A 1,764-nucleotide genomic window follows, 5' to 3' on the forward strand; every position below is an offset into this window, starting at 1 on the left:
ACGGCATACGAGATGAGCGCTAGTCTCGTGGGCTCGGAGATGTGTATAAGAGGCAGGGGCCGTCGATCCCGCCCCGGCCGCCGAGGTGCTCGGCTGGTCCCCGCGCACCGACCTGCCCACCGGCCTCAAGGCCACCGCCGAATGGGCCAGGGCCCGCGCCGTTTCCTGACTTCCCGCCGAAGTTGGCGGACAGGGCTGGTGTGCCGTCACGAGGTGTTGTGACATGGGATCGGACAAGTGGCCCGCAGTCTCCACAAAGGTGGCGGGTGGTGACGGCTTGATTACGCTTTGCTTGCGATTCCCCGGGATTCCACCCCTGGGGGCCCTGTCTTTCTGTAGCCTGAAGTGCGAAATCGACGTGGAGGCGGGCGAATGTTGAAGGGTATGGCCACCTGGCTGCTCACAGCACTGGTGCTGTTCGCCCCGGTGGCGGTGGAGCCGAGCGCGAGCGCCGCTCCTCCGGGCATCTCCTGGACGTGAGCACGCGCCTGTAGCACCGGTTGGGTGGGGCAGCATTGCGTGGACTGCCGTGGCCGGCCAGGGCCCACCTGGTCGCCGTTATCGCGGGGGCGTTGGGCCTCTTCGGCCATGCGCTTCTGAGCGGGCGCTTCGCGCGCCCTGACTGGCCTGCGCTGCTCGTGCTGGCCCTGCTGTTCCTGGTGTGCGAGTCGGTTCCCGCGCTGCTGCACGTACGGCAGGCGGCCATCTCGGTCAGCTTCTCGGCCGCCCTCGCCGCCGTGGTGCTGGTCGGGCCGGAGGGCGCGGCGCTGGTCGGGATGACCGCGATCTTCAGCGTCCGTCCCGGCCTGGCGCTGACCAAACGGCTCTACAACGGGGCGCAGTTCGCCATCTGCGGCTTCGCCGCCGGGGAGGCGTACCTCCGGCTCGGCGGCAAGCGGGGCGTCCCGGAGATCGCCGGGTTCGACGACCTGATCATGCCGTTCGCCGGGGCGGCGGCGGTTTACGTGCCGCTCAACTTCGCGCTGATCGCGATCATGCTGTCCCTGGCGGGCCAGGTCGAGCGGGTGCCGCTGCGCGGCATGGCCCAGCTCCTGGTCTCCTACCTCGGCTACGCCACCTTCGGCCTGTTGATCGCCGGCCTGTGGGCCACCGTCCAGTCGATCTCGGCGGTGCTGGTGCTGCTCCCGCTGTTCGTGGCGCGCTGGGCGTTCGGCCAGTACTGGGCGCAGCAGCGCTCCTACGACGCCACGATCGCCGCCCTGTGCCAGGCCGTGGAGACGAAGGACTACTACACCCGCGGCCACTGCACCCGCGTCTCGCTGGCGTCCACCCTGATCGCCGAGGAGATCGGCATGGGCCCTGAGCGGCTGCGCGCGATCCGCTACGCCGGCATGCTGCACGACGTGGGCAAGCTCGGCGTCCCCACCAAGGTGCTGCAGAAGGACGGGCCGCTCACCGAGGAGGAGTACGCGGCCATCCAGCTCCACCCGATGCGCGGCCTGGAGATCGTGCACGGCATCGACTTCCTCGACGAGGCGTTCGCCGGGATCATGCACCACCACGAGCGGCACGACGGCGGCGGCTACCCGATGGGCCTGGCCGCGGGCGAGATCCCGGAGTTCGCCCGGATCATCGCGGTGGCCGACGCCTTCGACTCCATCACCTCCGACCGCTGCTACCGCGTCGCGCGTACGGTGCCGGTGGCCATGGAGGAGTTGCGCAAGGGGGCCGGGACGCAGTTCGATCCGGTCATGGTCAACGCTTTCGTGCGCGCCATCGAGCGCAAGGGCTGGCATCCCCCGC

Annotated in this window: 1 protein-coding gene; it reads left to right on the forward strand. The window is 69.8% G+C overall.

Features of this window, described 5'->3' with window-relative positions:
- Positions 1-515: 515 nt before the first annotated feature.
- Positions 516-1,764, forward strand: a 1,249-nt coding sequence (locus C1I98_RS38535) for an HD-GYP domain-containing protein (RefSeq protein ID WP_111172140.1), incomplete at its 3' end; no start/stop codon positions are given.

The organism is Spongiactinospora gelatinilytica (assembly GCF_003236385.1).
Taxonomy (GTDB): domain Bacteria; phylum Actinomycetota; class Actinomycetes; order Streptosporangiales; family Streptosporangiaceae; genus Spongiactinospora; species Spongiactinospora gelatinilytica.